Source organism: Alcaligenes sp. RM2, assembly GCF_052931795.1.
The window spans coordinates 1414586-1439843 of sequence record NZ_JBRFIO010000001.1; the positions used below are offsets into that span (position 1 = coordinate 1414586).

At 57.9% G+C, this 25258-nt stretch carries 25 protein-coding genes; 16 read left to right on the forward strand and 9 right to left on the reverse strand.

Annotation, left to right across the window (positions count from 1 at the left end):
- Positions 1–6: 6 nt before the first annotated feature.
- Positions 7–1353, reverse strand: coding sequence for an exodeoxyribonuclease VII large subunit (gene xseA, locus ACU6HM_RS06595; protein WP_446763540.1), 1347 nt, complete (start codon positions 1351–1353; stop codon positions 7–9).
- A 425-nt stretch (positions 1354–1778) separates the two neighbouring features.
- Here xseA and ACU6HM_RS06600 point away from each other — a divergent pair, with 425 nt between their 5' ends.
- The 10 genes from ACU6HM_RS06600 (at position 1779) to ACU6HM_RS06645 (ending at position 9393) form a co-directional block, all read left to right on the forward strand.
- Positions 1779–2384: a MotA/TolQ/ExbB proton channel family protein gene (locus tag ACU6HM_RS06600; RefSeq protein ID WP_009455681.1), complete on the forward strand. Its 606-nt coding sequence runs from the start codon at positions 1779–1781 to the stop codon at positions 2382–2384.
- Entirely contained in the window at positions 2384–2788 is a 405-nt protein-coding gene (locus ACU6HM_RS06605) for an ExbD/TolR family protein (RefSeq protein WP_009455679.1), read from the forward strand. The genes ACU6HM_RS06600 and ACU6HM_RS06605 overlap by 1 nt, the downstream gene beginning before the upstream one ends.
- On the forward strand, positions 2785–3864 hold the full coding sequence (gene lpxK, locus ACU6HM_RS06610; protein WP_009455667.1) for a tetraacyldisaccharide 4'-kinase: 1080 nt from the start codon (positions 2785–2787) through the stop codon (positions 3862–3864). The genes ACU6HM_RS06605 and lpxK overlap by 4 nt, the downstream gene beginning before the upstream one ends.
- On the forward strand, positions 3864–4049 hold the full coding sequence (locus ACU6HM_RS06615; RefSeq protein WP_009455665.1) for a Trm112 family protein: 186 nt from the start codon (positions 3864–3866) through the stop codon (positions 4047–4049). Before lpxK ends, ACU6HM_RS06615 begins: the two co-directional genes overlap by 1 nt.
- 1 nt (position 4050) lies before the next feature.
- On the forward strand, positions 4051–4815 hold the full coding sequence (gene kdsB / locus ACU6HM_RS06620) for a 3-deoxy-manno-octulosonate cytidylyltransferase (RefSeq protein WP_083053772.1): 765 nt from the start codon (positions 4051–4053) through the stop codon (positions 4813–4815).
- Between the two features lie 102 nt (positions 4816–4917).
- A complete protein-coding gene (gene adk, locus ACU6HM_RS06625; RefSeq protein WP_009455661.1) occupies positions 4918–5574 on the forward strand; it encodes an adenylate kinase in 657 nt (218 codons plus the stop codon).
- Between the two features lie 63 nt (positions 5575–5637).
- Positions 5638–6402: a 3-hydroxyacyl-CoA dehydrogenase gene (locus ACU6HM_RS06630; protein ID WP_336972199.1), complete on the forward strand. Its 765-nt coding sequence runs from the start codon at positions 5638–5640 to the stop codon at positions 6400–6402.
- Positions 6403–6420: 18 nt separating this feature from the next.
- Positions 6421–7974, forward strand: coding sequence for a murein biosynthesis integral membrane protein MurJ (gene murJ / locus ACU6HM_RS06635; protein WP_009455656.1), 1554 nt, complete (start codon positions 6421–6423; stop codon positions 7972–7974).
- Between the two features lie 56 nt (positions 7975–8030).
- Positions 8031–8294, forward strand: a complete 264-nt coding sequence (gene rpsT / locus ACU6HM_RS06640; protein WP_009455654.1) for a 30S ribosomal protein S20 — start codon at positions 8031–8033, stop codon at positions 8292–8294.
- A 157-nt stretch (positions 8295–8451) separates the two neighbouring features.
- Positions 8452–9393, forward strand: a complete 942-nt coding sequence (locus ACU6HM_RS06645) for a 2-hydroxyacid dehydrogenase (protein ID WP_060186010.1) — start codon at positions 8452–8454, stop codon at positions 9391–9393.
- Positions 9394–9448: 55 nt separating this feature from the next.
- On the opposite strand, the gene ACU6HM_RS06650 is transcribed toward ACU6HM_RS06645, so the two are convergent.
- Entirely contained in the window at positions 9449–9763 is a 315-nt protein-coding gene (locus ACU6HM_RS06650; RefSeq protein WP_009455652.1) for a DUF3579 domain-containing protein, read from the reverse strand.
- Positions 9764–10015: 252 nt separating this feature from the next.
- Between ACU6HM_RS06650 and argF the strand changes: the two genes are divergently transcribed.
- Positions 10016–10957, forward strand: coding sequence for an ornithine carbamoyltransferase (gene argF / locus ACU6HM_RS06655; protein ID WP_021446751.1), 942 nt, complete (start codon positions 10016–10018; stop codon positions 10955–10957).
- Positions 10958–11196: 239 nt separating this feature from the next.
- Here argF and ACU6HM_RS06660 read toward each other — a convergent pair whose 3' ends face one another.
- The 7 genes from ACU6HM_RS06660 to ACU6HM_RS06690 all read right to left on the reverse strand — a co-directional run bounded on the left by ACU6HM_RS06660 (position 11197) and on the right by ACU6HM_RS06690 (position 20167).
- The gene (locus ACU6HM_RS06660; protein ID WP_009455639.1) at positions 11197–11904 is read right to left on the reverse strand and encodes a response regulator; all 708 of its coding nucleotides are present in this window, start codon (positions 11902–11904) and stop codon (positions 11197–11199) included.
- Positions 11901–14570 (reverse strand): DUF4118 domain-containing protein, encoded by a 2670-nt coding sequence (locus ACU6HM_RS06665; protein ID WP_446763541.1) that lies wholly within the window; start codon positions 14568–14570, stop codon positions 11901–11903. The genes ACU6HM_RS06660 and ACU6HM_RS06665 overlap by 4 nt, the downstream gene beginning before the upstream one ends.
- Positions 14571–14615: 45 nt before the next feature.
- A complete protein-coding gene (gene kdpB, locus ACU6HM_RS06670; protein ID WP_446763542.1) occupies positions 14616–16700 on the reverse strand; it encodes a potassium-transporting ATPase subunit KdpB in 2085 nt (694 codons plus the stop codon).
- Between the two features lie 14 nt (positions 16701–16714).
- Positions 16715–17389 (reverse strand): potassium-transporting ATPase subunit KdpC, encoded by a 675-nt coding sequence (gene kdpC, locus ACU6HM_RS06675; RefSeq protein WP_009455608.1) that lies wholly within the window; start codon positions 17387–17389, stop codon positions 16715–16717.
- Positions 17390–17401: 12 nt separating this feature from the next.
- Entirely contained in the window at positions 17402–19105 is a 1704-nt protein-coding gene (gene kdpA / locus ACU6HM_RS06680) for a potassium-transporting ATPase subunit KdpA (protein ID WP_009455606.1), read from the reverse strand.
- 136 nt (positions 19106–19241) lie between these two features.
- On the reverse strand, positions 19242–19337 hold the full coding sequence (gene kdpF / locus ACU6HM_RS06685; RefSeq protein WP_446763543.1) for a K(+)-transporting ATPase subunit F: 96 nt from the start codon (positions 19335–19337) through the stop codon (positions 19242–19244).
- Positions 19338–19414: 77 nt separating this feature from the next.
- Positions 19415–20167, reverse strand: a complete 753-nt coding sequence (locus ACU6HM_RS06690) for a type 1 glutamine amidotransferase (RefSeq protein ID WP_009455602.1) — start codon at positions 20165–20167, stop codon at positions 19415–19417.
- 206 nt (positions 20168–20373) lie between these two features.
- On the opposite strand from ACU6HM_RS06690, the gene ACU6HM_RS06695 reads away from it, so the two are divergent.
- The 5 genes from ACU6HM_RS06695 (at position 20374) to ACU6HM_RS06715 (ending at position 25253) form a co-directional block, all read left to right on the forward strand.
- Entirely contained in the window at positions 20374–21438 is a 1065-nt protein-coding gene (locus ACU6HM_RS06695; RefSeq protein WP_446763544.1) for a LacI family DNA-binding transcriptional regulator, read from the forward strand.
- A gap of 104 nt (positions 21439–21542) precedes the next feature.
- The gene (locus ACU6HM_RS06700) at positions 21543–22550 is read left to right on the forward strand and encodes an ABC transporter substrate-binding protein (RefSeq protein ID WP_435370319.1); all 1008 of its coding nucleotides are present in this window, start codon (positions 21543–21545) and stop codon (positions 22548–22550) included.
- A gap of 22 nt (positions 22551–22572) precedes the next feature.
- Positions 22573–23379, forward strand: a complete 807-nt coding sequence (locus tag ACU6HM_RS06705) for an ABC transporter permease (protein ID WP_026482917.1) — start codon at positions 22573–22575, stop codon at positions 23377–23379.
- Positions 23380–23386: 7 nt separating this feature from the next.
- Positions 23387–24199 (forward strand): ABC transporter permease, encoded by an 813-nt coding sequence (locus tag ACU6HM_RS06710; protein ID WP_009455599.1) that lies wholly within the window; start codon positions 23387–23389, stop codon positions 24197–24199.
- On the forward strand, positions 24189–25253 hold the full coding sequence (locus tag ACU6HM_RS06715) for an ABC transporter ATP-binding protein (protein WP_446763545.1): 1065 nt from the start codon (positions 24189–24191) through the stop codon (positions 25251–25253). The genes ACU6HM_RS06710 and ACU6HM_RS06715 overlap by 11 nt, the downstream gene beginning before the upstream one ends.
- Positions 25254–25258: the final 5 nt, after the last annotated feature.

Sequence of the window (25258 nt, forward strand, 5' to 3'; positions counted from 1 at the left end):
CGCAGCCTAGAGCAGATCGTGCGTGCGCACCACATCCACCGACACATGACCGCGACTCAACTCGACATCGAGTCGTTCACCAATCTTTAAGTCTAACGCATTTTTTACAACTTTCCCCTCGCTATCCCTGACTATGGCATATCCACGATTGATGATAAGGCGCGGGGACAAGGCTTGCAGCGTTTGCTGGGCCGCGGCCAGGCGCTGGCGACGCAAAACCAGCGCATGATCCAGACCTTTTTCCAGCCGTTGGAAAAGCATATTCAGATTTTGCTGTCTTGACGTCAGCTGAGGAATGCTGCGCTCCAAACGCGCCCTCAAGGTAGTCAGGCGCAACGCAGCAGTATCGGGGACGCTGCGAGCCACACGTTGCAGCCTTTGGGTCAGATGATCCAGACGTTGCTGCTGCTGGGCCAGGCGTTGATGCGGAGAGACCAATTTGGCTACCGTCCGATCCAGACGCAGAGAGGCCCGATCCAGATGACGCTGCACACCGTGGCTCAGCGCGCCCATGCGCGCAAACACCTGTTCCAGTAACTGATCGCGCCCCAGACAGGCCAGTTCGGCGGCGGCGGTTGGCGTGGGTGCGCGCAAGTCAGCTACAAAATCAGCAATGGTGAAGTCTGTCTCGTGCCCCACCCCACTAATAATAGGGATAGGACTGGCCGCGATCAGACGCGCCAGACCTTCGTCGTTAAAAGCCCAGAGATCTTCCAGGCTACCGCCCCCACGTACCAGCAAGAGCGTATCAACCTCGGCCCGCTCAATCGCGGTTTCCAGAGCTTGCCGCAATCGCGGCGGTGCTTCTGCTCCTTGGACCGGAGCAGGATAAATAATGATGCGCACGTGCGGAGCACGACGCTCCATCGCAGTCAGGACATCCCGCAAGGCCGCGGCTGCCAGGGAAGTGATAATACCTATGCTGCGCGGCAAGGTGGCAATAGGACGCTTGCGTTCCGGCTCGAACAGGCCTTCGCTTTGCAACTGCCCCTTCAGACGCAGAAACGCTTCGTGCAAATCCCCCAGCCCGGCGCGGCGCATGCCTTCCACCTGAACCTGGAAGTCTCCGCGTGCCTCGTACAAGGTAACCGAGCAACGAAACTCGAAGCGCTCGCCCGCACGCGGCACAAATCCCACGGCCTGGGCTCGCCCCCGAAACATCACAGCACGAACAGCCGCCTTGTCATCCTTGATGGAAAAGTACCAATGCCCGGAAGCGGCCTGGGTAAAGTTGGACACTTCACCGCTAACCCAAACGACGGGCATGTGCTCGTCCAGCAACTGGCTGACACGGCGATTCAACTGTGCCACGGTCCATACCGCAGGTGCTCTAGATTCTTGATAATGCATCATATTCTTTGTTTTTTACTCGCCCCGAACTAGTTTTCCACCGCTCCGTATCCACAACTGTCATGCTTTTGTCAAATAGACGCCAAGACAATGGCTTCCGTTGAACACCTGATGCAGCACTTTACCGAAACCGGATAAGCCATTGAAATTAAAGACTATTTATAAAAACACCAAGATGGTCGAAAATTAGCCAGAGAACCTCTAAACCACCGCCCGAGCCACTATGGGATGTTTTATACACAGAATTATCCACAGTTTTTGTGGATAGTTTTAGCACTACACCTATTACTTCAAATACATCAGGGGTTTGGCCGTGCTTTGTGGGAAAAGACCGTAAAGTGTACCGCGCTCGCGCCGGAACATTCCCGCAATGCGGACAGGGGCTCTACAATAAGCGCTGATTTATTTCGTGACCGGATAATAGACTCGTGCTTACTTTGATCCATGCCGCTGGCTGGCCTGTCTGGTTCCTGCTGGCCTGCTCCATTCTTGCCCTGGGTTTGATCCTGGAGCGTCTTTTGGCTCTGCGCAGCAAACGAATTCTACCGGCCGGACTGGCACGCCAGATCAGCGAGCTGACGGCCCAGAATCGGATTCAGGACGAGTCCCTGCCCCGCCTGTACGATAACTCCCCTTTGGGTCGAGTATTAGCTACCGTACTGAAAAACCGCCACCAAGCTTCCGCCGTGCGTGAGTCCGCGGTCGAAGCAGAAGGCAAAGACATCAGCTACCAATTGAACAAGTACATTCCGGCACTGGGCACCATTGCCGTGATAGCCCCTTTGCTGGGCCTGTTTGGTACGGTTATTGGCATGATCGACATCTTTGCTGCCTACGACCCCGCCGGTGGCGACCCCAGCCTGATTGCCCGTGGCATTTCCGTGGCCCTGTACAACACCGCCCTGGGGATTCTGATTGCTGTCCCGGCCATGATCTTTCACCGCTACTTTCGCAGCCGTGCAGACTACCTGCTGCACTGCCTGGAAACGGAAGCGGGTGCGCTGGATCGTCTGTTGGCGCAGAGGGCCGTCTAATGCGCTTTCGCCGAGCCCAAGACCAGGACACGCTGGAACTGAATCTGGTGCCCTTGATTGATGTTTTGCTGGTGGTGCTGATTTTCCTGGCTGCCAGCAGCACCTTCGTGCGCTATCGCCAGTTGGATGTTTCCTTGCCCCAGGCTCAGGCCCAGGCCGCCCAGACCACGGAACTGCTTTTGGCCATCAGCCAGGACGGGCGCTACGCCTTGAACGGCATGTGGCTGGATGCCAGCAGTGGTTCTCCCCTTAGCCACGCCTTGTCGAGCGAAAAGACTGACGAAAACAGCAGCCTGCTGATTCTGGCCGATGCCCAAGCCCCCCACTTTGCGGTGGTCCAGGCTATGGAGGCCGCCCGTCAGGTTGGCATTCATCGCATTCACTTTGCGACCCAGGCCCCATGAGTGCGCGCGTCCGCCTGACTCATTGGCTTCACCAGCAGTGGCAGAAAAAAGGCTGGTTCAGCCTTGTGATGCGCCCGCTTTCAGCGCTGGCTGCGCTCTTCGTACAGCGCAAGCAGCAACGCTACGAGCAAGATCCCGCCGCATCCTACCGCAGCCCGGTGCCGGTGATCGTGGTGGGCAATATCATCGTGGGTGGCGCAGGCAAAACCCCCGTCGTCCTGGCTCTGACCGAGCAATTGCGCGCCCTGGGATGGACACCCGGCATTGTCAGCCGAGGTTACGGGGTAGAGATCGGCCCCAGCCCGCGCGTAGGCCAGGGCCAATTAGCCGCCGAACAATTTGGCGATGAACCCGCCCTGATTGCCGCCCAAACCCGGGCCCCCATCGCCGTTCACCCTCGCCGTGCGCTGGCGGCCCAGGCTTTGCTCGAGAAATATCCGGCAGTCGACCTGATTATTTCGGATGACGGCCTTCAACATCTGGCCTTGCAACGCGATATGGAAGTCGTGGTACAGGATGCTCGCGGTGTAGGAAATGGCTTGCTGCTGCCAGCGGGACCATTGCGTGAAAGCCCAGAACGCCTGCGTCGCGTGGACTGGCTGATCAGCCAGATTGTGGCCGACCAAACGCCGCCTTCCACCCCTCAACCCGCCGAGCCTGGCCGCGCCCTGAGCATGAGCCTGCGTCCTTATCAGCTGGAGCACCTGAGTTCAGGCCGTCGCCTGAGCTGGTCGGACTGGTATCAGGAATACGGCCAGCAAGAACTGCAGGCGCTGGCCGCCATTGGCCAGCCCGCCCGTTTTTTCACGATGCTGCGCGCTTGTGGTCTGCATCTGAGCCAGACTTTCCCCCTGCCCGACCATGCCGCCTTGCAAGCTCAGGACTTTCAGGTCCTGCATGAGGGGCCGGTACTCATTACCCGTAAAGACGCCGTAAAATGCCAGCACCTGAACGACCCACGCCTGTGGGTTGTGGATGTCCAGCCCGTGTTTTCACGCCCGGACTGGATTGCTGAACTGGATAGCCTGCTGCGCGAACGGCGCTCAACCTTACCCACATTACCCGGAGTTCAATAATGGAAGCTCGCCTACTCGAAGTGCTGGTCTGCCCCTTGTGCAAAGGCCCGCTGCGCCACGACCGCGAACAGCAAGAATTGGTCTGCAAGGCCGACAAACTGGCCTTCCCCATTGTGGACGGCATCCCTACCATGCTGATCAACGAAGCACGTCAACTGGACGCGCAGGAACCTTCCAGCAATTGATATGACTTTTTCCGTCATCATCCCTGCCCGCCTGGGTTCCACCCGTCTGCCCAACAAACCGCTGGCCGACATTGCAGGCCAACCCATGATCGTGCGTTGCGCTCAACAAGCCGCGCAAAGCGGGGCGCGTCAGGTCTGGGTGGCGACGGACTCACCGCAAGTGCTGGAGGCTGTCCAGGCACATGGTTTCAATGCCTTGCTGACCGATGCAGAACACCCGACCGGCACCGACCGTCTGGCCCAGGCCGCTCGCCTGCTGGAGCTACCCGAGGACGAGATCGTGGTCAATGTGCAAGGTGACGAACCCCTGATTCAGCCCGAACACATCAATGCCGCCGCCGAGCTGCTGGCGCGCAGCGAACAGGCCGACATTGCCACGCTGGCCGCGCCCATCAAGAACGCCGAGACACTCTTTAACCCCAATGCCGTCAAAGTGGTTTGCGACCTGCAAGGCCGCGCCCTGTACTTTTCCCGCGCTCCCATGCCCTGGGCCCGCGACGCGCTGGCCGGTGGCGAACAGGTACTGGCCGACGGGCTTCCCGCATTGCACCATATTGGCCTTTATGCCTACCGAAATCGCTTCCTGCAGCAGTACGCCCAGCTACCTCGTGGGCCACTGGAACACTTCGAGTCTCTAGAGCAACTGCGAGCCATGGAAAACGGCTTCCAGATTATGGTTCACCGCCTCCAGGAGATTCCTGCTGCCGGGGTAGACACCGAACAAGACTTGGAAAGAGTACGCGCTCACTTCGCAAATCGGTTATAAAAGATCTTTTTTCTGCTCTATCCGAATAAAAAATGCGCTAAATATGCTGCAACGCATCATACTGAAGCGAGAATCGGATCGACGCATTTCCTGGAGGAATTCATGCGACTCATACTGCTCGGGCCCCCTGGTGCCGGCAAAGGCACTCAAGCTGCTTTCATCACCGAGAAATTTGGTATTCCACAAATTTCCACGGGCGATATGTTGCGTGCCGCTGTCAAAGCCCAAACCCCGCTGGGTGTAGAAGCCAAAAAAATCATGGACGCCGGCGGCCTGGTTTCGGATGACCTGATCATCGGCCTGGTACGCGATCGCCTGCAAGCAGCCGACTGTGAGCCCGGCTACCTGTTCGACGGTTTCCCACGCACGATTCCCCAGGCTGATGCCTTGAAGGATGCCCAGGTCAAACTGGACTTCGTGATCGAAATCGACGTACCGGAAGAAAGCATCATCGAACGCATGAGCGGCCGCCGTATCCACGCTGCCAGCGGTCGTAGCTACCACGTCACCTTCAATCCACCCAAAACCCCAGGTGTGGACGATGTGACGGGCGAACCCTTGCTCCAGCGCGACGATGACCGCGAGGAAACCGTACGCCACCGCTTGTCTGTCTATCGCGAGCAGACCCGCCCTCTGGTCGATTACTACTCGCAATGGTCAGCCACCGGCGACCCAGAAGCTCCGGCCTATCGCAAGATTTCCGGCGTGGGCAGCGTCGATGAGATCCGCCAGCGCATTGTGGACGCCCTGGCAAGCTAAGTAAGTCAAGATTCAGCCGGCCCCAAAAGGGCCGGTTGTTTATTATCCAAGGGAGACAAGCTCATGCAAATCAATAACAAGACTTTTATTGTCACCGGCGGCGCATCGGGTCTGGGCGCAGGCACCGTACGTATGCTGGTTGAAAATGGCGCCCGCGTGGTGATCGCCGATATTCAGGACGAGGCCGGTGAGGCTCTGGCCAAAGAGCTGGGCCAACTTTATCAGCACTGTGATGTTACTTCCGAACAAGATGCCCAGGCCGTCGTGGATCTGGCTTGCCAGGACAGCGCCCGCCCCCTCTTCGGACTGATCAACTGTGCCGGCGTGGCTCCTGCCTCGCGCACGGTAGGACGCAATGGCCCGCACACGCTGGACCTGTTCCAGAAAACTGTCATGATCAACCTGGTCGGCACCTTTAATATGTGTCGTCTGGCGGCCGCGGCCATGGGCAGCAATACCCCAGAAGCCTCGGGCGAGCGTGGCGTGCTGATCAACACCGCTTCGGTAGCCGCCTATGATGGCCAGATTGGCCAAGCCGCTTACGGTGCTTCCAAAGCCGGTGTGGTCGGTTTGACCCTGCCTCTGGCCCGCGATCTGGCCCAGACCGGCATCCGTGTCATGACGATTGCTCCCGGCATCTTCGGCACCCCCATGATGTTTGCCATGCCTCAGGAAGTTCAGGACTCCCTGGCGGCCAGCATTCCTTTCCCATCGCGCCTGGGTCGCCCTGAAGATTTCTCCCAACTGGTGCAGAGCATCATCAATAATGAAATGCTCAATGGCGAAACCATCCGTCTGGATGGCGCTATTCGTATGGCACCAAAATAACTTTCTGTATCGGCTCCAATGGGTTTGTTTCGCTCAGCGGCCACAATTAGTGGCCTGACGCTGCTGTCTCGTATCACCGGACTGGCACGCGATATTCTGATTGCCCGCGCCTTTGGGGCGGGCCCGCTCACCGACGCTTTCTGGGTGGCATTTCGCATTCCCAATCTGCTGCGACGCCTGTTTGCAGAAGGAGCGTTTTCACAAGCCTTTGTCCCCATCCTGGGGCAGGTGCGCAAGGAGCACGAGCAGGACAAGGTCCAGCAATTGCTGGACCGCGTCGCCCTGCTGCTGACCTTTGCTGTCATGCTGGTCACTGCCATTGGCATTGTTGCGGCCCCCTGGGTCGTCAGTGCCATGGCCAGTGGCCTGACCGCCCCCGAGCGACAAACCGAATTTGGTGCCGCCATCACCATGACGCGCATGATGTTCCCCTACATCATCTGCATGTCGCTGGTGGCTTTTGCCTCTGCGGTACTGAACACCTGGAGCCGCTTTGCGGTTCCGGCTTTCACTCCTATCCTGCTGAATCTGTCCATGATTGGCGCCAGCCTGTTTCTGGCCCAGCATATGGAAACACCCATTTACGCCCTGGCCGTTGGGGTGATGGTGGGCGGTCTGGCCCAATTGCTGGTGCAATGGAGCGCATTGGCCCGTCTGGGCCTGTTGCCACGATTCTCGCTACGACTGGGTGAAGCGCGCCGCGACCCTATCGTGCAGCGCATTCTTAAACAGATGCTGCCCGCTATTCTGGGCGTTTCTGTTGCGCAGATTTCCCTGCTGATCAATACCAATATCGCCACTTGGCTGCAGTCCGGCAGCGTGACCTGGCTGTCCTTTGCCGACCGTCTGATGGAGTTCCCCACTGCCCTGCTAGGTGTGGCACTGGGCACGGTCTTGCTGCCCAAGCTGTCGGCCGCCCATGCCGGCAAGGACGACAAGAACTACAGCGGCTTGCTGGACTGGGGCCTGCGCCTGGTCCTGCTGCTGGGCCTGCCTGCCGCCCTGGGCATGGCCTTACTGTCCGACGGCCTGGTCGCCACCCTGTTTCACTACGGTGCGTTTGCTGCCGCTGATGTTGCCCAGACCAAATTGGCAGTCGGTGCCTATTCGGTTGGCCTGGTGGGCCTGCTGGCCATCAAGATTCTGGCCCCCGGCTTTTACGCCCGCCAGGATATCCGCACTCCCGTACGCATCGCCATTGCCGTCCTGATCATTACCCAGCTCTTTAACCTGGTACTGGTGCCTACCTTTGCCCATGCCGGGCTGGCCTTGTCGATTGGCCTGGGTGCCACCGTCAATGCGCTGACCTTGCTGGTCATGCTGCGAAAGCGCGGGATTTACCAGCCCAATCATGACTGGTTACGTTTTTTCCTGAAGATTATTCCCGCCCTGGCTGCTCTGGCCACCGTCCTCTTGCTGGCTGACCGTTATATCGACTGGATCAGCCTGGGAGCCACGCCCCTGCTGCGTGTGCTGTATCTGGGCGGCGTGTTGCTTGCCAGCGGCATTTCCTATTTCGGCATGTTGTTTATCGTAGGCATTCGCCCCTCTTACTTTACAAAGCGGGCTTAGTATCCTAGAATAATTGTCTTTGCCGATTAAACTTTAAAACTTAGGCTTTATTAAAAATGGCTAATTCCGCACAAGCACGCAAGCGCGCCCGCCAAGCAGTGGCTCGCAACAAACACAACGCCAGCATCCGTTCCATGCTGCGTACCGCTATCAAGCGCGTTCGCCAGGCTATCGAAGCCGGTGACAAAACCGCTGCTAACGAAGTATTCCGCAAAGCGACCAGCATCATTGATCGCGTTGCCGACAAGAACATCATTCACAAGAACAAGGCTGCCCGCCACAAGAGCCGCCTGTCTGCTGCTATCAAGGCCCTGGCCTGATTGCTGAAGATTTTTAATGGTTTAATCGGCTCTGGCCTAAAAACCAGTTAGAAAGGGGGTGCTTAGCACCCCTTTTTTATTAGCCACAAAACCATTGCCTGAACATGCAGGCCAATCATGCTAAGTTATGGATTTGCTTTTTCATTAGCGAGTCCCCATGACACGTCCCATCGTGCTGCAACTGGCATCTTTGGCCCAGCACCCTTCTTTTGACGAAATCGACCGTCATTTCGAGCGCATTGTCCTCCAGGACCTGAACCAGCTCTCTGCCCAGCAGATCGAACGCGTACAGGTACTCCTGACCAGCGCTGTCACTGCTACCCCCGCTTCCTTGATGGACCGCCTGCCCGCTTTGAAAGCGATTTGCAGCGTAGGGGTAGGCTACGACTCCATCGACGTACAGGCCGCCAAACAGCGCGGTATTCAGGTCAGTACCACTCCTGATGTTCTGAACGATTGCGTGGCCGATATGGCCTGGGCCTTGATGCTGGATGCGGCTCGCCGTGTGACGGAATCGGATCGCTACGTGCGTGCCGGTCTGTGGGACAGACCCAATGGTTTCGGGCTGGGGACGCGGGTCAGCGGCAAGAAGCTGGGCATTGTGGGCCTGGGACGCATTGGCCAGACCATTGCCCGCCGCGCCAGTGGCTTTGATATGGAACTGCGCTATCACAACCGCCGTCCACGTCACGATGTGCCCTGGCACTACGAGCCTTCCCTGATCGAACTGGCCCATTGGGCAGACATCATGGTGATTGCTGCCGTCGGTGGCGATGAGACACGGGGGCTGATCAATATAGACGTGCTGAACGCCTTGGGTCCCAAAGGGATTCTGGTCAATATTGCCCGCGGCAGCGTGGTCGATGAAAGCGCACTGATTGCCGCCCTGCAGGAAGGACGACTGGGCTCTGCCGGGCTGGATGTGTTCGAGAATGAACCCCAGGTGCCCCAGGCCTTGCGCGATCTGAACCAGGTCGTTCTGGCACCGCACACGGCCAGTGCAACGCACGAGACACGCGAAGCCATGCTCTCGCTGACGCTGGAAAATGTATTGCAGTATCAAAAAACCGGCAAAGTGCTCACGCCGCTTACCGTATAAAAAACAAGTCGCCTACCGTTTTCGCGGTGGCGACTTATTGAATGCGCTGTCTGAATCAGGAATCGACAGGGTCCATATTGTCGGGGTCAATGCCGCTGGTTTTTAAATTATTATCATCGGCAAAGCCACAGACGAATTTCCAGGCCAAAGGTTCAAGCTCTCGCAGGCGAGCATCCACCACTACACATCGCACGCCGTCAATCAATCGCGGCACCACATAGGGCGAATAGGTCAGATGACCACCCATCGCCCCAGCGGGACGAAACTGGGACATTACACCGGCCAAGCGTTCTGCCCAATCACTGGGACGAAAGCGCTGATCCTGCCGGGTCACACCATGGATTACAAGTTGCTTCACTGGCTCTGTCATAACAATTAATCGCTCATCGTGCAGTTCAGGTATGCTGCACCTTTTCCTTTCTCGCCACGCATTGTATCCGATCGCGGCCACGCAAAGCCCGGGATTCAATAAATTAGCCGCTTGACAATTTATTGCTAATCATTACTTTGCCCTCTCGCTTTATTCCAAAACCAAACGGTTTCCCCTTCCCCGCCACAGACCGGCTTTGCTCTTAATAGCCGGACAGGTTAAGATGGCTTTCTTTATCCGCAGGATTTTTTTATGGATGCCATCGTGCAAGCAGGACCGCTTCGGCACTTTCTGCAATTTCGCGACTTTTCTCACGACGAAATTTTATATGTGCTGGAACGCGCACGCCTGATCAAAGACAAGTTCAAACGCTATCAGCCGCACCACACATTGCACGACCGCACCCTGGCGATGGTTTTTGAAAAAGCCAGCACCCGTACCCGTGTTTCGTTTGAAGCCGGTATGTATCAGTTGGGCGGTTCGGTCATTCACCTGACCACCACCGACTCGCAGCTGGGCCGCTCCGAACCTATCGAAGATACCGCCCGCGTGGTTTCACGCATGGTCGATATCGTCATGATTCGTACCTTCGAGCAAACCCGTCTGGAGCGCTTTGCCTCCCACTCGCGTGTGCCGGTCATCAATGGCCTGACCAACGAATTTCATCCTTGCCAGATTCTGGCCGACATCTTCACCTTTATCGAACACCGTGGCGATATCAAGGGCAAGACCGTGGCCTGGATTGGTGACGCCAACAATATGGCCTACACCTGGCTGCAAGCGGCGGAAATCCTGGGCTTCACCCTGCATGTGTCGGCCCCTAACGGCTACCACCTGGAATCCGATCGCACCGGCAACCCGGATTCCAGCATTCTGCGTGAATTCGACGACCCACTGGAAGCCTGCAAGGGCGCGCACCTGGTCACCACCGACGTGTGGACCAGCATGGGTTACGAAGACGAAAACGAAGAGCGTCGCAAAGCCTTTGCTGACTGGTGTGTGGATCAGGAAATGATGGATGTGGCCGACCCAGAAGCCATCTTCATGCACTGCCTGCCCGCTCACCGTGGCGAGGAAGTAACCGGCGAAGTCATTGACGGCCCACAAAGCGTGGTCTGGGACGAAGCCGAGAACCGCTTGCACGTACAGAAAGCGTTGATGGAGTTCCTGATTCTGGGTCGTCTGGAAGCCTGAGTGCTTCTACCCGGAGCAGACTTTGCTCAATGACATAAAAAGGGGATACGTCGTATCCCCTTTTTAATACCGGATCGCTTCACACGCCTATTCAAACGGGATTCAAATAATCCCTTTGAATATACGTTCTAAACTGGCGTACTGCTGATCCTTTAACCGCCAAACTCAAGTCCTGAAAGCGTCAGGCAATGCGATAAGCGATCTCAAGCAACACCGCCAACATCAACACCAGATTCGCTTTACTCCTGGATTTCCAAACCCGCCAAGCGATAGCCAACCTGCAACTCAGTCAGTAAATACTTGGGTTGTGCCGCATCCTCTTCCAGCTTTTGGCGCAGCTGCATCATGTACACCCGCAGGTAATGAGGCCGATCGGAATACGCCGCTCCCCAAGTTTCATGCAGCAAATGTTGGTGCGTCAGCACCTTGCCATGTCCCCGGATCAAGGCCGTCAGCAAGCGAAACTCGATCGGTGTCAAATGCACTGCCTCCCCGTCCCGCGTGACCTCATGGGAGGCCAGATCCACCTGCACGTTCCCAAAGCGAACCCGCGAAGAAGCCGTCTGAACATTCGGAACCAGCTGAGAGCGCCGTAACAAGGCCCGGATCCGGGCCAGCAGCTCCGGTACGCCAAAGGGCTTGACCAGATAATCGTCCGCCCCTGCATTCAAGGCTGCTACTTTTTCTTCCTCTCGCTCACGCGCCGACAGCACCAGAATGGGCGAATACACCCAGCTGCGCAGATCACGAATCAAGTCCTTGCCATCCCCATCGGGCAGACCCAAATCCACAATCATCAAATCAGGGCGACGGGTTGCCGCATCCATGCGCGCCTGCGCCAGCGTGCTGGCCTCAATCACGGACATGCCTTCCTGCTCCAAGGCAATTCGCACGAAACGACGAATATTGGATTCGTCCTCCACGATCAGTATCTGGGCTTTGTTCATGTCAGTAGCTCGTCATCATCCATACGGGGAGCCGCTTTCCAGGGCAGGCGAATCTCGAAGATCACGCCATGGGGCATACGCGGCTTGGCGCTGATCGTACCACCATGTGCGGCAATAATCGTGCGACACAGGCCCAGCCCCAAGCCCACACCTGCCACAGAGGACTCTTTCTGCCCCCGGGTAAACGTATCGAACAAGCGCTCGGGATCACCGGGCGGCAAGCCTGGCCCGTCATCACTGATCATTAAATACATGGACTGACCCGAACACAGGCCGCGCAGGGAAATCGTACTGGTGACGGGCGTATATTTGGCGGCATTATCCAGCAGATTCGTCACCACTCGCTCCAGCAAAACACCATCCACCTCGATCAAAGGCAGGTCGGCCGCAAACTCGGTCACCACCTTGCGAGGCTGCAAAGCCGCTGAGCAACGGGCAACGGCAATCCCCACAATCTCGCCCAGGGCATGCCATTCCTTATGCAACTTCACCCCTTCGCTTTGCATACGCGCCAGATCCAGCAGGTTGGATACTTGGCGGCGCAATTCGTCCGATTCAATGCGGATCGATCGGGCAATATCCGTGCGCTCGGTTTCACTCAAGCCTTTGGGCTGCTCCAGCGTTTCTGCCAGGCCTCGAATCACAGTCAAGGGCGTGCGTAAATCGTGCGAGACAGCGGATAGCAAGGTATTGCGCATTTTCTCCCCCTCCATGCGCAGCACCGTATCCTGGGCGATTTCCACATAATGAATTCGCTCCAGAGCCTGGGCCAAGGTAAAGCAACAAGCATCCAGCAAGCGCCGTCCATCCGGTGTCCTCAAGGAAGCGGCTCCGCCGGACTGCACCACCAAGACCCCACGCGGGGCCATGGGGCCTTTCAAGGGCAGATACAGGGCACTGGCACCGCTCAGGGTTTCAGTGCCATTACCGGCGGCTTCCATATGATCAAACACCCACTGCGCCACCGATAGCTCTACAAAGCCTGTATGACGAGTCGCTACCAACTGGTTTTGCTGATCCGGCACCACCAGTACCACCTGCATCTCGAACAAAGGTTCCAGCGTATCGCGGCAGACCGCCAGGACTTGTTCCAGGGCCAAGGCTCCGGCCAAGTCCCGGCTGACACGAGTCAATGCCGCAGCACGGCGTTCACCATCACGGGCAGCCCTGGCTTCGGCCTGCAGCTTGGCAGCCAGTTGGCCAATAATCAGCGCCACTCCCAGCATGACGCCGAAGGTAAAGACATATTGGGTATCCGTTACCGAGAAGGAATAGCGCGGCTCGACAAAAAAGAAGTCGAAAAACGCCACTGACAGCAAAGAAGCCCATACTCCCGCCAGTCGTCCCAAACGCAGGGCAATAAAGACCACAGTGATCAGGAACAGCATGATCACGTTGGAGAGCTCGAAAAAGGGCAAGAGCTTCTCGGCCAGCAAGGTGGTCACAACACAAATAATGGACGCAATCGACAAGGCCTTGCCTTGTGCCATGGGTTGTTCCAGCTCCAGGGGCCGTATGGGCCGCTGTACCGTATCCATACGCAGCAGCAGCAAACCAATTTCAGGGTTGCTGCGCGCCAAGCGCTCGGACAGACGAGTGCGCCAGGGCCAGATAGATCGCGCTGACGAGTTTCCCAAAATCAGCTTGGTCGCATTGCGTTGACGGGCATAGGCCAAAATCGTATGCGCCACATCCTGCCCGGCAATATTGGCAAACTCGGCTCCGGCATGCTGAGCACTGGCCGCCAAGCGCACCAGTGCTTCCTGCGCCTTGATCTGCCCGCTTTCCTGCGGCGTATCCACATGCAGCACAATCCAGGGCGTCTGCAATTGCTGGGCCAAGCGCGCCCCCTCCCGAATCAGAGCTTCCTGGGCGCTATCGGCACTGACGCATACCATCAGTAACTCACGTGTCGGCCAAACTGTCCGTATCGCATGGGAGATCCGATACACATGCACGTCCGCATTGACCCGATCCGCCACCCGGCGCAAAGCCAACTCACGCAGAGCAATCAGATTGCCGCGACGAAAGAAGTTCTGACGCGCGTGGGCCACCGAGTCGGCCAGATACACTTTGCCCGCACTCAGACGAGACAAGAGATCATCCGGCGGCAGATCCACCAGCAAGACATCGGCCGCCCGATCAAAAATCCGGTCTGGCACCGTCTCCCGAACCCGTACCCCGACAATGCCGCCCACCACCTCATTCAGGCTGTCCAGATGCTGCACATTGAGCGCGGTATACACATCAATGCCCGCATCCAGCAATTCCTCCACATCCTGCCAGCGCTTGGCGTGTCGACTGCCTTCAATATTGGAGTGCGCCAGCTCGTCCACCAGCAGCAGCTGATAACCCGAGGCCAAGGCGGCATCCAGATCAAACTCCGTCACCACCCGCCCCTGACGTTGATACTCCTTGCGGGGCAGCACGGGCAAACCGTCAATCAGAGCCTGGGTTTCCTGGCGGCCATGGGTTTCCACAATCCCGATAGCCACGGACACGCCCTCGGACTGGCGTTGATGCGCCTCCTTGAGCATGGCGTAGGTTTTCCCTACGCCCGCACAAGCGCCGAAGAAAATCTTGAGCTGCCCACGACGAGGCTGGTGCGGATCCTCGCCAATCACCTGCAGCAGCTCATCCGGGTCCGGCCTATCCTCAAGTGACATGAATCTGCACACTCCATCCAGAAAATTGCTATTGATCTTACGCTCTTATCCAAAAAACGGCGTCAGCAGCAAATCAATCAGCTTGATGCCTATGAAAGGTGCGATCAGCCCTCCCAAGCCGTAAATCAGCAAGTTGCGTTTCAGCAAACGGCTGGCCGGTTCGGCCCGATACTTCACACCCCGCAAGGCCAAAGGAATCAGGGCGATGATGATCAACGCATTGAAAATGACAGCCGACAGGATGGCGCTAGCCGGACTATGCAGTTGCATCACATTCAAGGCACCCAAAGCAGGATACGTGACCACAAAAGCCGCAGGAATAATCGCAAAGTACTTGGCCAGATCATTGGCAATGCTGAAGGTGGTCAGGGCACCGCGCGTCATGATCATCTGCTTGCCCACTTCCACCACACGCAGGAGCTTGGTGGGGTTACTGTCCAGATCCACCATATTGCCGGCCTCTTTAGCCGCCTGGGTGCCGCTGTTCATGGCCACGGCCACATCGGCCTGCGCCAGAGCAGGCGCATCATTCGTGCCGTCGCCAGTCATGGCAACCAGGCGACCTTCATCCTGATAGCGCCGAATCAATTGCAGCTTGTCCTCGGGCGTGGCTTCGGCCAGATAATCATCCACCCCGGCTTCGGCCGCAATGGCAGCGGCGGTCAGCTTGTTGTCCCCGGTAATCATGACAGTCTTGATGCCCATGGCGCGCAACTCGGCAAAGCGCTCCTTGATACCGCCTTTGACGATATCCTTGAGCTCCACCACACCCAGCACCTTATTACCTTCAGTGACAACCAGCGGTGTGCTGCCCCGGCGGGCGACCTCATTGACCAAAGTGTCCAGTTCGCGAGGAAACACGCCGCCCTGGGACTCGATATGGGAGCGCATGGTATTTGCCGCCCCTTTACGAATCTGACGACCCTCGATATCAATGCCGCTCATGCGTGTATGGGCGCTAAAGGCAATGGTCTGCGCACCTTGCAATTCACGACCACGCAAATTGAAAAGCTGCTTGGCCAGCACCACAATGGAGCGTCCTTCGGGGGTCTCGTCCGCCAACGATGCCAATTGAGCCGCGTCTGCCAAGGCCTGTTCCGATACCTGCGGCGCAGGCAAAAAGGCCGAGGCCTCCCGATTACCCAGCGTAATGGTGCCTGTCTTGTCCAGCAGCAGAACATCCACGTCTCCCGCCGCCTCGATAGCGCGGCCCGAGCTGGCCAGCACATTGGCTTTCATCATCCGGCTCATCCCGGCGACACCTACCGCCGACAGCAAGGCACCGATGGTAGTCGGAATCAGACACACCAACAGAGCAATCAAGGCGGTAATCGTAACGGGCGAACCTTGGCCGGTCAGCACCGTTGCAAAGCTGGAGAAAGGCAGCAAGGTCACGCAGACCAGCAGAAAGATCAGCGTCAGGGCAACCAGCAAGATATTCAAGGCAATCTCGTTCGGCGTCTTGCCGCGCTTGGCGCCCTCCACCATCGCAATCATGCGATCCAGAAAAGCCTCACCCGGTTTGGCGGTGACCCGCATCACGATCCAGTCGGACAGAACACGGGTTCCCCCCGTAACGGAACAAAAGTCGCCCCCCGATTCCCGGATAACCGGCGCCGATTCACCCGTTATGGCGGACTCGTCTACCGACGCTGCCCCCTGCAGAACTTCGCCATCAGCCGGAATAATCTGGCCCGCCTCAACCAGCACATAGGCACCGGGCAACAGCTCGTCGCTGGGGACAGGCCAGGCGCGGCTATCACGGGCGGGGTCTTTCAGAACCTTGGCCATGACCCGCTTGCGCGTAGAACGCAGCGCATCAGCCTGAGCTTTACCACGGCCTTCTGCCACGGCTTCGGCCGCATTGGCAAACAGGACTGTAAACCACAACCAGGCTGCAATAGACCAGATAAATCCAGCGGGGGCCTCACCCTGCCCCATCAAGGCCTGAATGCCCAGCAAGCTGGTGACGATACTGCCCAGATACACCACACACATCACCGGGTTCTTGAACTGCACCCGAGGCGACAATTTCTTGAAGGCTTCCTTGCACACCGTGCCCCAGGGTACGGCCTGAAATGCCGTCGAACGCTCGGCCTCTTGCGGGGCTTTCAGATCAGTAATAGACATAATGACACCTGCTCCTAACGCACTGCGGGCTGGGCACGCTTGGCCATGTCCAGCGCCAGATTAAGCTCCAAGACCTGCACGCGTGGCTCGCCCAGCACACCTAATTGACGAGCACTGGTATAGCGATCAATCAGGACCTGGACCTGAGCCAGCGGCATACCGCGCACTTTGGCGATACGGACGGCCTGCAAACGGGCGTTGGCCACCGAAATATGCGGGTCCAAACCCGATGCCGACGCTGTGACAGCATCTACAGGCACAGGAGCATCCTCTGCCAAACCGTTCATCAGGCGATATGCCTTGCTGCGTTCTGCCACAGCCTCCAGCAGACTTTTGCTTAGCACCCCCTGATTGCTGGCCCCACTGGCCGCCGCGTTATAGGGCTGCGCAATGCTCTTGGAGGAGTCAGCCGGATCGGCTCCCAGCGTCGCGCTGGGACGCCCATGGAAATACTCGGGCTGACTGAAGTACTGACCAATCTGGCGCGAACCCACGAGTTGCCCGTCCCGCTGAATCAGGCTGCCCTTTGCCTGCTCCGGGAACAAGGCGGTGCCAATAAAGGTCGTGGCCAACGGGTAGGCAATGCCCGTCAACAGCATAAAAAACACGGCAGACAGCAGCACGGGACGCAACAAGCTTTTCATCGTCGGTGCCGCCGGTGTCGAAACCATAAATTGATGGGTAGACATGACAGTCAATCCTCAAAAAGTAATGCCATCGAGCATCAACAGGTGCTCCACAATCGGGCCCAGCGCCAGTGCAGGCAGGAAAGTCAGCCCGCCCACCACCAGGACCACGAAAATCAACAGGCCGGTGAACAAGGGGGTGGCCGTCGACAAGGTGCCTGGACCCGCAGGAACTGCTTTCTTGGCAGCCAGCGCACCGGCCAAAGCCAGCAGGGGGAGCAGGGTCAGATACCGCCCCACCAACATCGCCAGCCCTATCGTTGTATTGAAGAATGGTGTGTTCGCGTTGAAACCTGCAAAGGCGGAGCCGTTATTGGCCGTACCCGAGGTATAGGCGTACAGCACTTCGCTGAAACCATGCGGCCCCATATTGGACAGACTGTCCATGGTGGATGGCAGCACGCTGGCCAAGGCCGTAAAGCCCAGAATGCTGAAGGCATGCGCCAGCATGGCCAGCATCACGTACTTCATCTCCCGCGCCTCGATCTTCTTGCCCAGAAACTCCGGGCTACGCCCTATCATCATGCCCACCAGAAACACCGTCAGAATGGCGTAGCTGACCAGGCTGATAAAGCCCACGCCTATCCCGCCAAACACGTTGTTCAGCATCATTTGGGCAATCGGCACCAGGCCACCCAAAGGAGTCAGCGAAGAGTGCATGGCATCGACCGAGCCGGTAGTCGCAGCCGTAGTCACGGTGGCAAACAAGCTGCTTTGCGCCACACCGAAGCGCAGTTCCTTGCCTTCCAGATTGCCACCGCCCATCGTGCTGCTTTGGGTCTGGTCCACACCCAAGGAAGTCAGCAAAGGATTGCCTGCCTGTTCAGCGCTATAAATCAGGGACAGAAAACCGATGAACATCACCAGGAAGGCCGCAAAGAAAGCCCAACCCTGGCGACGACGAGCCAGCATGGAGCCAAAGGCGTAAGTCAGGGCCGAAGGCACCAGCAACATGCTGAGCATATGCACGGTATTAGTCAGCGGCGTAGGGTTTTCAAATGGATGAGCCGCGTTCATACCAAAGAAGCCGCCCCCATTAGTCCCCACATGCTTGATGCTTTCAAGGCTGGCTACTGGCCCCAGAATTATCTGCTGCTTGAGCCCTTCCAGCGTATTGACCACGACATCCGAGCTCAGTGTCTGTGGCATACCCTGCCAGATATACAGCAAGGCCAGCAGGAAGCTGCACGGCAAGAGCAAGCGATACAAGGAGCGGGTGAAATCCACCCAGTAGTTGCCAATATCCGCCGAGCTTTTACGGCTTAAGCCACGGATGAAACCTCCTGCCGCTGCCAGACCCGTTGTGGCACTGATCATCATCAGAAAGGTGATGGCCGCCATTTGGGAAAAATTGGACAGACTGGATTCACCCGAGTACGCCTGCCAATTGGTATTGGTCGTAAAAGACACAGCCGTATTAAAGGCCAGGTCAGGCGTTTGTGCGGCGCGCTGCAGGCTGTCGCCGGGAATCCAGCCCTGCACCCGCAAAAGAATATATCCCAGAAGCAACATGGCGGCATTGCTCAACAAGAGCGCCAGACCATATCGCTTCCAGGACATTTTCTCTTCAGGATTCACGCCCAGCAGCCGATACGTGCCACGTTCGATCAGGCTGTGATTGGGGCTACTGAAAAAATGGGCAATCCATTTACCCACCACCACTAACAAGACCGTAGAGACGGCCAGAATGACTAGAAACTGCATCAGATCGTCCAGCATGACAGCTCCTCTTACAGCTTCTCAAGACCAAGAACAAATCCGGTCGCCATCGCAAAGAACGCGAACAGCACCGCTAAAAATAGAAAATCACTCATATGCACACCTGTTCCCACAATGAACACTTGCTGGCCTGAACTTAGAATTTTTCGGCCCTGAGCAAGGCATAGAACAAATAGATAAACAGCCCCAGAGAAATCCCTCCTGCCAGAACCGTAAAAAAGGACGCACTCATCCCGAACTCCCCGATCAATGCTGACTTGCAGCAGACAGAGAAAGTCTAGGAGTGGCGGCATAAATTCAGAGCAGTGTTTACTGGCCCGCGTATAAAGACGGCATATGGATTTGGGCCAGGGCGACACCGGCACGCTCCAGCAACTGATCTGTCCAGCGTTGATAAGTCTGTCTGGCAATAAGGTGCAAAGTGCTCAGGTGCTGATCCAGGCCCGACAAGATATGTTCTGCATCCTGGGCCGCCGGACCGTATACCTGCTCCAACTCGCAGCGGCCGTGATCACACCACTGACGGATGCTGTCGGCAGTCACTTCCAGGTGGCCTTGAAAGGCCCAATGCGGGCCCAGGCAGAAACCTTTATTCAGACAATGAGGGCCGTATAAAGTCCGGCTGGCCCCCGAGGGAATCTGGAAGGTGTCGTAATGCCAGTTGAACAGCATGGCACGCCTGGGCAGGCCCATGACACGCCGGGCGTAGGGACTGCTCCAGACCTGGCCCCAGCCTATGTTCGGATACGGATTGCGCTGCACGCGGGCCCCCAGGGAACGCGCCAGCAGTTGTGCCCCGAAGCAATGCCCCAGAACCGGAACATGACGCTGAACCGCATCCTGCAACAAGGCATGCTCCTGCTCTATCCAGGGCAAAAGATCATTGACACTGCGATCACTGCCCAGCACCACCACCCCGCTGTAATCACGAGCCGACACGGGCGCCCGGCCATCCAGCGGCGACATGCACAAGTGATAGGGAAGACCGTGGCTCTCCAGATGATCCAGCAGCACCCCCGGCCCTTGCGTGACCTCGTGCTGCAAAACAAGAATGGGTTTCATGAGATAAAAGCCTGACCGCGCAGGCCTGTTGTTCAGGAGAACTCACTGTAGAACTGGCCGTATCAAGACCAGGATCTGTTTGCGATCAGGCTCGTATAAGTGGCATCAAGGTGCTTCCTGCAGCACACAAAAAAACCAAGACCGTCATTTGCCTGACATATGCCTTTGCTCAAATGTAATCGTTTTCATTTTGACGGCTGGGTGTCATGGCCAACATAGGAATACTGGATGTCGCCAGAGCAGCACAGGTATCGGTTGCGACGGTATCGCGCGTGCTCAATGAGCCGGAAAAGGTGGGTGAGAAAACCCGCCTGCGCGTGCAAGCCGCGATCGACGCACTGGCCTATGAGCCCAATGCCTCGGCACGCAGTCTGCGCAGCCAGCGCAGCCGAGTCATCGGCGTGGTCTTGCCGACCTTGCTCAACCCCGTCTTTGCCGAGTGCCTGAAGGGCATCGCCGATACCGCAGCCCGCGGCGGCTATGCCATCCTGCCCTTCTTTACCGACTACCACCTGGAACGTGAATCCCAGGCCGTGGCTTTGCTCTTGGCCAGCAATGTGGAAGGCATTGTGCTGGTGGTCTCCAACCCGGCTCACTCTCCTGCTTTAGGTCGGCTGAGCAAGACACGCTGTCCCTACGTACTGGCGTACAACCTGCATCCCGAGCATCCTTGCGTCACCGTCAACGGCGAGCAGGCCATGATTGAATTGATCGGCCACTTGGCAAGGCAAGGCCATCGCCGCATTGCCATGGTAAGCGGTCATCTGCACGTTTCTGATCGCGCCCAGCAACGCAGCCGCGGCTATCTGAAAGGAATGGACAAGGCTGGCCTGGTGCCCATGCCACTGCTGGAAGTGCCTTTCATGGATCAAGGAGAGCAAAGGCAAGCACCGTCTTCTGAGCACGTGCATCTTGCCAGCGTCGCCCGACTCTTGCGCCAACCAGAACGCCCCACAGCCATGATTGGCTCCAACGATCTGATTGCCATTCGCTGTCTGCGCACGGCGCAGCAGATTGGCCTGCAGGTTCCCAACGATATCAGCGTGATCGGCTTTGACGGCATCGCCCTGGGCACTGAACTGTTTCCACGCCCGGCCACCATCGCACAGCCCAATGAAGAAATTGGTCGCCAGTGCATCGGCCTGCTGCTGGAAGCGGTAGCCCAGCAAAAAACGGTTCCCGCGCAGGCCTCGGTTCTGCTGCCCTACACCTTCAACCCGGGCGAGTCCTGCGCCCCTGCCCCTTGTTCACCACGGGCGCATCCAGGATGAAGCCCCTTTCCTCTTCGGGACCCGCTCCCGCCCCCCTGCGTTCAAGCCAATCCCGGCTTTTGCCTGACACCACTTATTGACTGGAGTGATCGACCATGAAACATATGCTGAGCACATTGGCTTGCCGCCTGGCACTGCCCCTGGCCCTGATGACAGTGGGAAGCGCGGCTGCCGCGCAAACCGCCATTTGCTACAACTGTCCACCTGAATGGGCCGACTGGGCGAGCCAGATCGAGGCCATCAAGGCGCACACCGGCATTACCGTCCCGCCCGATAACAAGAACTCCGGCCAGTCCCTGGCCCAGCTGGTTGCCGAGTCCGCCAACCCGGTCGCCGATGTGACTTATCTGGGCATCACCTTTGCCATTCAGGCCCAGAAAGAAGGCGTGACCCAGGCCTATAAACCCCAGGGCTGGGAGCAGATTCCCGAAGGCTTGAAAGACCCGCAAGGCCATTGGTTTGCAATCCACTCCGGCACCATGGGCATCATGGTAAACAAGTCGGCCTTGGGCAATGTGCCTGTGCCTGCCTCCTGGAACGACCTGCTCAAGCCCGAATACAAAGGCCTGGTCGGGTATCTGGACCCCTCTTCCGCCTTTGTGGGTTATGTGGGTGCCGTTGCCATCAACGAAGCCCTGGGCGGCAATATGGACAACTTTGATCCCGCCATCAACTGGTTCAAGGCCCTGCAAAAGAACAATCCCATCGTTCCCAAGCAAACCGCCTATGCCCGCCTGATTTCCGGCGAAATCCCCATCTTGCTGGATTATGACTTCAGCGCCTACCGCGCTCAGTACAAGGATGGCGAGGACGTCGCTTTCGTGATTCCCCAGGAAGGCACGATTGTGGTGCCGTATGTGATGTCCCTGGTCAACAAGGCTCCACACACCGAACAGGGACGTAAGGTGCTGGATTTTGTGCTGTCCGAGCAAGGGCAGTCCATCTGGGCCAATGCTTTCCTGCGCCCGGTTCGCAGCAGCGCCGTCAGCAAGGAAGCCCAGGCGCGCTTCCTGCCCGACAGCGAATACGCGCGTGCCAAGGCCATTGACTATGAGCGCATGGCACAGGGTCAGAAACCCTTTGCCGAGCGTTATCTGGCAGAGGTCCGCTAAGCGGTCCATGTGGAGTTAGCGTATGCAACGCAAATACCTGCTGCCCTTATGCTCGGCCCCTGCCGTCGCTTTCTTTGCCGCATTCTGGCTCTTGCCCGCGGTACAGCTTCTGGCCCTGCCCGCACAAGAAGGCATGCACACCTACTGGGTCGTGCTGACATCGGGGCGGTACTTGCAGGCCTTGCTGCAAACGCTGCTCCTGTCCGCCATCGTGACCCTGGCCACCTTGGTGCTGGGTGCCATGGTCGGCATCGTGATGGCTCGCTATCGCGTGCCGGCCAAGCGCCTGCTGCTCTCCCTGATGACGCTGCCCCTGTCCTTCCCTGGCGTCATCGTGGGCTTTTTCATTATCTTGCTGGGCGGTCGGCAGGGGCTGCTGGCCCAGATCGGCCAGGATCTGGGGCTGGGGCGAGTGACCTTTGCCTACGGCCTGCTGGGTTTGTTTCTGGCCTATCTGTACTTTTCCCTGCCCCGCGCCATTGCTACTTACACCGCAGCCGCCGAATCCATAGACCGCAATCTGGAGGAAGCCGCGCGCTCCTGTGGAGCCACACGCTGGGACATCGCCAGAGATGTCTGGATACCGGAACTGGCCCCCACGTCCCTGTCTTGTGGTGCCATTGTTTTTGCCACCTCCATGGGCGCTTTCGGTACGGCGTTCACCCTGTCCAGCCGCTACGAAGTGCTGCCCATCACGATCTATAACGAATTTACCAACTATGCGAATTTCACCCTGGCGGCCAGCTTGTCCATTTCCCTGGGGCTGCTGACATGGTTTACCTTGTGGCTGGCCCGGCGTCTGGTCCGCGATCCCTCGGTCGTTATTTGAGGGCACCATGAAACTGAAAACGGCTTCAAACCCCCATCGCCCTGCCCCCTTGCTTCTGGCTGTCACCGGACTGACCGTGCTATTCCTGCTCGGCCCCATTCTGGTTTCCGTGCTGGCCGGGCTGGTCAACAATTATCGTATTGGACTGAAAAGTGGCCTGACCCTGAAATGGGTGGAGCACGTCTGGGCCAACTACGGCAGCACAGTCTGGCTATCCCTGCAGCTGGCGCTGCTTTGTGTGCTGGCTGTCATTGTGCTGGGCGTCCCCTGTGCCTATGCCCTGGCACGCAGCCGCTCCCGTCTGGCCCGAAGCTTTGAAGAACTGCTGACCTTGCCAGTGGCGGTCCCCGGCATGGCCTCGGCCCTGGCTCTACTGCTGGCCTATGGCTCCTTGCAAGGCTTTCGTCAAAGCTTCTGGTTCATTCTGGTGGGCCACATTGTGTTCACCCTGCCCTTTATGGTGCGCACGACCACGGCAGCTCTGCAAAAACGCAGCCTGATCGATCTGGAAGAAGCGGCCCGCTCGCTGGGAGCCAGCTTTACGCAAATCTTTTTCGGCATCCTGCTGCCGGCCATCCTGCCTGCGATTGTGGCTGGCAGCCTGATGGTCTTCACCTTGTCGCTGGGCGAGTTCAACCTGACCTGGATGCTGCATACGCCACTGACCCGCACCTTGCCCGTGGGGCTAGCCGATAGCTATGCGTCCATGCGTATCGAGGTGGGCTCGGCCTATACGCTGATTTTCATGCTCGTCATCTTGCCCGTGCTGTGGGGGCTGCAGACCTTGGCGCGCTTGCTGGAGAAACACTATGGAAAATAAACACATACCGGTGCGTATCGAACACTGCGCCAAAACCTATGCTGATGGCACACGGGGATTGCATCCCAGCACTCTGGACATCGCCCCCGGTGAAGTCATGGCTTTGCTGGGGCCCTCGGGCTGCGGCAAGACCACCTTGCTGCGACTGATCGCCGGCCTGGAAATGCCCGATGCCGGCAGCCGCATTCTGTTCGACGGCCAGGACGTCACCCATCTGCCGATTGAAAAGCGTGAGGTCGGCATGGTGTTTCAACATTACGCCCTGTTCCCGAACATGACGGTGGAAGCCAATATCGGCTATGGTCCGAAGATCAAGGGAATGGATCTGGCCGCACGCCAAAAACTGGTGGGTGAGCTGGTCGATCTGATGCGCTTGAATGGTCTGGAAAAACGCCAGCCCTCCGCCTTGTCGGGTGGGCAACGACAACGCGTTGCCATCGCACGTGCCATTGCCAATCAGCCCCGCGTTCTGCTGCTGGACGAGCCGCTGGCCGCCCTGGATGCCAAGCTGAAAGTCTCCTTGCGCGACGAGCTGGCCGAGCTGCTGCGACGCCTGCGTATCACGGCCATTCATGTGACCCACGATCAGCAGGAAGCGTTTGCCATTGCCGACCGTCTGGCCGTCATGCACGAAGGCCGCATCATTCAGATTGGCGATGGCGAAAGCCTGTACCGCCATCCGGCCCACCCTTTTGTCGCTACCTTCCTCGGGCGGGTCAACGTCCTGCAACGCAGCGAACAAAGCCTGCTCAATAACGAAATCCGTCTGGCAGACCTGAGCCTGACTTGCCCCGAGACCTTGCGCGGGGCGCAGGAGTTGCTGGTTCGCCCGGAGGACATCAGCGTTTGCATGGATACACCCAGCGGCTGGGCACGTGCCAAAGTGCGACAACGCAGTTTTATGGGCGGACGGGTGCAACTGACCCTGGACGTGGACGGACAAGCCCCTCTGATTGCCGAGGTAGACCGTGATCACGGAGCCGTCCTTGGCAGTACAGTGGGAATTCACATCAACCCCGGCAAGCTGATGCCCGGTACCGTGCCACTCTCTTAACGCAA